The sequence below is a fragment of the Kitasatospora sp. NPDC089797 genome, from assembly GCF_040684795.1.
Taxonomy (GTDB): Bacteria; Actinomycetota; Actinomycetes; order Streptomycetales; family Streptomycetaceae; genus Kitasatospora.
On record NZ_JBFBGS010000065.1, the window covers coordinates 46,117 to 52,116 of the forward strand.

Genomic DNA, 6,000 nt, shown 5'->3' on the forward strand with positions numbered 1-6,000 from the left:
GCCAACTGTGCCCGAATCCTCCGGACAGGTATGGGCCGGCCATCCTTGCGGCCGAAATCGCATCGGAACAGGGGCGTCGATTCGACCGGGCATCAGCACAAAGGCCGGCTCCGCACCGTCGTGATGGGGCCGGGAGGTGGTGGTGCACGCGGTGTCGGGCAGCGGCCCGCCGGGGTGCGGGGGGTGTCACCGAACCGCGTGCGAGTCGCGCCGCCGGGAGGTGAAGCGTTGTGCGATGGCGGTTCGTTCCGGGCCGGGGCGGGGTGCGGTCGAGGTGGTAGTCGGCGGTCGTCCCGAAGGCCGTACCCGGCGGCCAGCACCCACAGGAAGTCGGCGGGTACGGCCGCGACGACACCGGTCCCGCCTTCGGACCCAAGGAAGACGACGGGCTGGTCGGTGGGTGGGAGCTCGGGGCCGGCCGGCCAGAGCGTCGCATACCCGCCGGGCCCCGTTCTGCCCGATCACGCGGAAGTCGTCGCCGGTCAGCTCGTCGTTTCCGGTCCACAGGCGCAGCCAGTCGGTGGTGTCCTCGGCGCAGAGGAAGGCGTCGCAGGGCTCGAAGCCGATGCCCTCACCGCCGTCGTAGTCGAACGGCACCGTCGGCGCGGCGGCCAGGCCGGCGGGGGAACCGTCGGGGCGCACTGCACGATCATGTCCTGGGCCGGAAGGCCTTCGGGGTGCGCGACGTCCTTTCGTGTCGCGGCTTCGACACCTGGCTCCTCTGCAAGCCCGTCAGCGGTATCAGCAAGACCCGCCCGGGCACCGGCGGCCTTGCCGCCGTGCGTGCCTTCGCCGAAGGCCTGCCGGTCGGTGAGCCCTCAGAACGAAGGCTCCCGGGCGAACAGGTGATACCCGCAGGCCACGGCGACCGAGGCGACGGCTCCGGTCTTCGTGCGCCCCAGCCAGACCACCGAGGATCCCTCGGCGTCGAACGCCACGAGGTCGGCCCCGTGCTCGTCGTCGGCCACGCGCTCGAACGCGCCGTCGAAGAGGCTCTCCGTGTGCCGGGGCTGCCGGTTACCGGTCCGGAACCCGCGCCAGAACTCCAGGAACGGGTCCGTCAGCACCGGCCAGGCCACGGCGTCGGCGAAACTCCCCATGTTCGTCTCGGTCTCGAAGCCGACCCGCTTCCCGGGGTGGATCCGCTCGATGTCGTCGCCCACGCCGAGGGCCATCTCCCAGCGGGTTACGGGGGCCTCGGTGATGCGAAGACGGACGGCGGCGAGTTCCCGGCCGTCGAAGCGCTCGCCCATGAACTCGTACGGGGCTTCCGTCCAGGCGGCCTCCATCCGGAAGACGCCGGCCGGGATCCGTTCCGCGAGTTCCCGGCCGACCCGCGTCCGCAGGTCCGGTCCGTCCTCCTGCGGCCACGGCGCGTCGACGACGAGTCGGCCGCTGGGAATGCGGATCGTGGCCACCTCCCGCACCTCGACGACCCGGACGGGCGTCGCCGGATCGTCGTGCCGCGTGCCGAGCCTGGTCCCGGGCGTGAAGGCCGCTTCCAGGTACCAGCTTTCCTCGGGACCGGCCGCCGATCGGGCATCTGCTGCAAGATCCATGGGCCGACGATAGTCGGTCGCGCCGACACGGCCCGTGATGTGGTGGGCTGGTGGAACGCTGGTTGGTCTTGTTTGTGGGCGGGGGTTTACAGGCTGGTCGAGAAGTAGCGGGTTGTGGTGGGGGTGCGTTCGGTGCCGGCTCTGGTCCGGATGGTGTTGTCGGCCGGGTGCTTGTGCCGTTCGGCCTGCTGGTTTTGGTGGTTGGTTGAGAACCGTGGGAGGGCGTGAGAAGTAGTGGGGTCTCCCACGGTCTGGTTGAGAGCCCTGTACGTGCCGGGGTGGGCTGAAGGTGGTCGGTGTCGGTCCGACGGAGTCAGTGCCCGTCTTCCGGGGTCCATTGCACTCCGGTCCCGTAGGCGACGAATCTCGGGTAGCCCTCGTTGTCCCAGGAGGTCAGCGCCGCACCGAGGACCGCGTCGTAGCCGTGGTCGGCCGCCAGCTGACGCAGGTTCGCCCAGGCCTTCCGCGGATCAAGGTCGCGCTCCCCTGTGAGCACCTCCACCTGCTTGAACGGTCTGGGACCGATCGGCAGCGTGGAGACGTATACATGGGCGGCACGCGCGTCGACCTCGGCAGCCCTCTCCGCAGCGCGCTGCTTCGCCTTCTCGAACATCGGCCTTCCCCCTTGACCCGTCGTGAGCCGTCATCCGGCCCGTCCGTCACCGGCCCATGTTGTAGCGGATGACGCCCCCTCTCCCTGTGCGGTTGCGCCGGGCTGGTGCGGGGTGGGTTGTGGCGACTTTGTGTGGTGGTTGGTGGGGTCGGTCGGGTTGACGGGGCGGGTGGTCCTTTCTGGGTGTGTTTCGCAGCGGAGTTTCGGTTCCGGTGTTTTGGTGAATTGCTGGGCGGTCTTCTGGGTTCGGGTTGGATTGGTCGGGGGAGGGCCCTCAACCGGGGTCGGTGTTCGGTTTCCGGCGGGGCCGGGCCGTCTCGTCGCCGCTTCGCTGCCGTTGGCGCTGGGCCGTTGCTGTTCCTCGGCCGCCGTCCTCGCCGTCCGGCCGCCGTTCTCGGTTGTCGGGCGGTCCCGCTGTGCCCGGCCCGACCGTGCTGCCTGTCGTCTTCGTGTTGCTGTGTCGGGGCGTTGGGCGGGTCTGTTGCTGGACGGCTGTCAGGCCGTGGCGAGGAGCCAGGTGGCCAGGAGCCCGAGCATGGCCGCCGCTGCGGGCAGGTAGATCGCCAGCAGCAGGTCGAAGCAGCCGCGTGCCACGCGCTGGGGGCCGGAGCGGGTCGCCAGGCCCAGGCGGACCGCCGCATGGCGGGAGACCCGTGCCGTGGCGGTGGCGGGGGCATCGGCCGCCGGCTCGCCCGCCCGTGGTGGTGCGAGGAGAGCGGCGACGCGCGCGATGACCTCCGGCTCGTCGACCCGGAGCGAGACCCCCCGTGCGTCGGTGAGCCAGAGTTCGTCCCATCCTCGGTAGCGGCCGGGGAGGCGGCAGCGCCGTATCCGCACCAGGGCGGTGAGGTCGAGGGTCCGCAGGCCGGTCAGCGTCCGGGCGGTGACCCAGCACAGGCCGGGGCCGTGGCTGACGCTGCGGGTCGCAACGTGCAGGAAGGCGAGTACGCAGGCACCGGCCAGGCCGGTGAGTGCCCCGGCGACCTGTGCGCCGTCGTGGGCGGCGCCGACGCGTTCCAGCAGGGCGGGTACGACGACGCCCGACGCGGTGGCCACACCCAGGACGGCGTAGCCGATCCGCAGCCGGCGCCTGCTCGCCGCGGTCGGGACGCCGCAGGGCCCGGCCGCGGCGAGCAGGGCCGCCGCACGCCGGTCGGGCTCCGCGACCACCGCCGGCCGCCGCCCGGGCTGCGGCTTCTTCCGTCTCTTCCTGCCCGCCACGGATCCCCCATCTCCACGTCCGCTGGTGATCGACAACGTAGCCCTCCGCTCCTCCGAGCCCGCCGCCGGGCCCCAGGGAAGCAGGTCCGAGGGGCCCGACATCAGCTCGGCGAAGTTCTGATGTGGCCTGTGACAGAGACCGCGATACGGCTGGCGCGGGTTGTACTAGGGCGGTCACCGGGCTGCGGCGCGGCTCTGCCTGAGGTGGAACTCGACGGAACGGCACAGGCTCAGCGCGTCCTGCGGGTCGTCGGCTCGGTGGCCGAACCGGCGGATGAGCACCACCGAGTCGAGCGTGACGCCGGCGCGGGCCAGCACGAACAACAGGGTGAGCAGGGCGGAGCGGGCGTTGCCGTCGTCGAACGGGTGGAAGAAGCAGACATCCAGGTAGGCCCGGGCCGTTCTGGCGGCCAGTGAGAGTCGGCTGTCAGCGGCCTGCGCCAGACAGGCGTCGAGGCGGGTGCGGGTTTCGGGGCCGATCCCGTAGCGCTCCTTGCCGCCTTTGGCGAAGGCGGGGTGGGCACGCAGCCGCGGTGGCTCGGGTGTGTCCAGGACGTGCTGCTGCCAGCCGCGCAGCAGCTCGAAGTCGAGCGCGGCACCACGGGCCGCGTCGGCTCGTACCAGTTCCAGCGCGGTGAGCAGGCCGGCGGCGCGGGCGGGGTCCACTGCGGCGTCGAAGGAGCGGAAGTCCGCCGCCGCGCCGTCGCGTGCCGGGGTCGTCGGCCCACCGTCCGCGCTGTCCTCGTCGTCCGGCCACGGCACGCTCTCGCGTACCGCGAGCCAGCACTCCAGGTGGTCCGGGAGGTCGATCGGGTCCGGCGACCAGTGGGTGTCCTGCGGGCGCAGGGGGCCGACGAGCCGCTCGGCGATGTCCTCCGCCAGGACGGTGTCGGGCGCGGTCCAGCTCTTGAACCGGCTGCCGATTGCCTGTTGCGCCAGCCGCTCCGCCAGCTCGGGGGCGACACCCCAGTAGCTGAGGAACCAGCCCAGCACCTGCTGGCAGTGCCCGTACCAGCCGCTCTCGGCGCCTGTCCGGTCGGCCACCTGCAGGATCAGGTTGCGGGCGGCGCGCTCCCACAGGATCCGGTCCGCCGTCAGGGTCTCCGGGGCCAGGGGATAGGCCTCGAACCACTCTGCAAGGTGCTCCAGCCAGTCATGCCACTCGCACAGCGCCGCCACGACGTGGTCGAGGGTCTGCTCCGCAGTGGTGATCGAGTGCGACCCGCAGCACCAGTTCCCGACGGGCCCGCCACCGACGTCCCCCTCGCCGAGCGACCAGCGCCACGGTCGTCCACGTGTTGACGACCGGGTGTTCGTGGCGGCATCTTCCGCCGTGTTTCGGGCTGTCGAAGTCGACGGTGCACCGCCGCTTCACGCTCTACCGGTGGCGCTGACCTCCCGCGCGCACGGCGCAGCCGGCCCGGTGTGACTGTGCACCGTAGATGGCCAGAGTGTGCAGGGTAGTTGGCCAGGCTGTTCGACGTAACGGGGTGGCGTTCAGTCGTAGCCGAGCATGCCGCACAGGTGACTGCGGTCCGGCTGGCAGGCCCATCGCGGGCATACCGGCCCGTCGCGGCCGGAGCTGCCCGTCCCACCCGCCGACCGTAAACAGAACCTTGGTTCTGCTAACGTTCCCTCATAAGCAGAGCAGTCATTCTTTTTGTGGAGGTGTGGTGCCTCGGCTCACCGACGCGCGCAAGGAGCTCCGGCGTGCGCAGATCACTGAGGCTGCTGTGCGCTGTTTCAGTCGCAACGGTTTGGAGCGGACGTCGATCGCGGACATCACCGCGGAGTCGGGTCTGTCGACGGGTTCGATCTACGCGCACTACCGGAACAAGGCCGACCTGGTCCGTGCCACGGCCCGTGGGATGCTTGCCAGGCGTGCCGAGGCGATCGCCGGGTATGCGGCCGCTGACGTCCCGCCCGATCCCGATGAACTGCTCCGCCGTCTGGTCGCCGCGATCGACCCGGCCGGGGCCCGGGTCGGCGTGCAGACCTGGGGCGAGGCGACGACCGACCCGGCCGTCCGCGACATCGTCGTGGATGCGACCGACCGGATGCGCGCGATGCTGCACGACTGCGTCACGGCCTGGCTCGTGAAGACCGAGCACCGCGAACCGGCCCCGGCCCGGGAGCAGGCCGCCCCGATCGCCCACCGGGTCATGGCGCCCTACCAGGCCGAACTGCTCTACACCGCCTTGCGAACACCGGACGAGGAGCCAGCGCCATGACCACCACGACCGCGTCGATCGCCACCCGCACCGTCTCGCGGGTCGGCTACGGCGCCCTGCAGCTCGAGCGCCTGCACGACCGCCGCGACGAAGCCGTCGCCCTGCTGCGCCACGCGCTCGAGCTGGGCGTCGACCACGTGGACACCGCCGAGTTCTACGGCTTCGGCTTCGCCAACGACGTGATCCGCCAGGCCCTGCGCCCCGAGGACGACGTCCTGGTCGTCACCAAGGTCGGAGCCGACCCCGACCCCGGCGGTCCCATGCCGCTGCGCCTGGCCCAGCGCCCCGGGCAACTGCGCGCCAGCGTCGAGGCCAACCTGCGCAGCCTCGGCGTCGAGCGCCTCGCGGTCGTCAACCTGCGCCGCCTGGACACCGG

6 protein-coding genes and 1 pseudogene are annotated in these 6,000 nt (G+C 71.6%); 3 read left to right on the forward strand and 4 right to left on the reverse strand.

From position 1 onward, the window contains the following. Positions 1 to 818 precede the first annotated feature (818 nt). The 4 genes from AB0O91_RS36340 to AB0O91_RS36355 form a co-directional block, all read right to left on the reverse strand. The gene (locus AB0O91_RS36340; RefSeq protein WP_363442376.1) at positions 819 to 1,559 is read right to left on the reverse strand and encodes a DUF4241 domain-containing protein; all 741 of its coding nucleotides are present in this window, start codon (positions 1,557 to 1,559) and stop codon (positions 819 to 821) included. 313 nt (positions 1,560 to 1,872) lie between these two features. Continuing rightward, positions 1,873 to 2,172 carry a hypothetical protein gene (locus AB0O91_RS36345; protein WP_363442378.1) on the reverse strand — a complete coding sequence of 100 codons (300 nt, stop codon included), beginning with the start codon at positions 2,170 to 2,172 and terminating at the stop codon, positions 1,873 to 1,875. A 495-nt stretch (positions 2,173 to 2,667) separates the two neighbouring features. Beyond that, on the reverse strand, positions 2,668 to 3,393 hold the full coding sequence (locus AB0O91_RS36350; protein ID WP_363442380.1) for a hypothetical protein: 726 nt from the start codon (positions 3,391 to 3,393) through the stop codon (positions 2,668 to 2,670). Between the two features lie 174 nt (positions 3,394 to 3,567). Then, a complete protein-coding gene (locus tag AB0O91_RS36355; protein WP_363442382.1) occupies positions 3,568 to 4,572 on the reverse strand; it encodes a cell filamentation protein Fic in 1,005 nt (334 codons plus the stop codon). Between the two features lie 101 nt (positions 4,573 to 4,673). Here AB0O91_RS36355 and AB0O91_RS36360 point away from each other — a divergent pair. From AB0O91_RS36360 to AB0O91_RS36370, 3 genes and pseudogenes are all read left to right on the forward strand, one after another. Beyond that, a pseudogene (locus tag AB0O91_RS36360) lies at positions 4,674 to 4,775 on the forward strand (transposase); the annotation flags it as partial. Between the two features lie 291 nt (positions 4,776 to 5,066). Continuing rightward, the gene (locus AB0O91_RS36365; protein ID WP_363442384.1) at positions 5,067 to 5,624 is read left to right on the forward strand and encodes a TetR family transcriptional regulator; all 558 of its coding nucleotides are present in this window, start codon (positions 5,067 to 5,069) and stop codon (positions 5,622 to 5,624) included. Beyond that, positions 5,621 to 6,000 (forward strand): aldo/keto reductase (locus AB0O91_RS36370; RefSeq protein WP_363442386.1); only part of this gene is annotated, 380 nt, incomplete at its 3' end. The genes AB0O91_RS36365 and AB0O91_RS36370, both read left to right, overlap by 4 nt.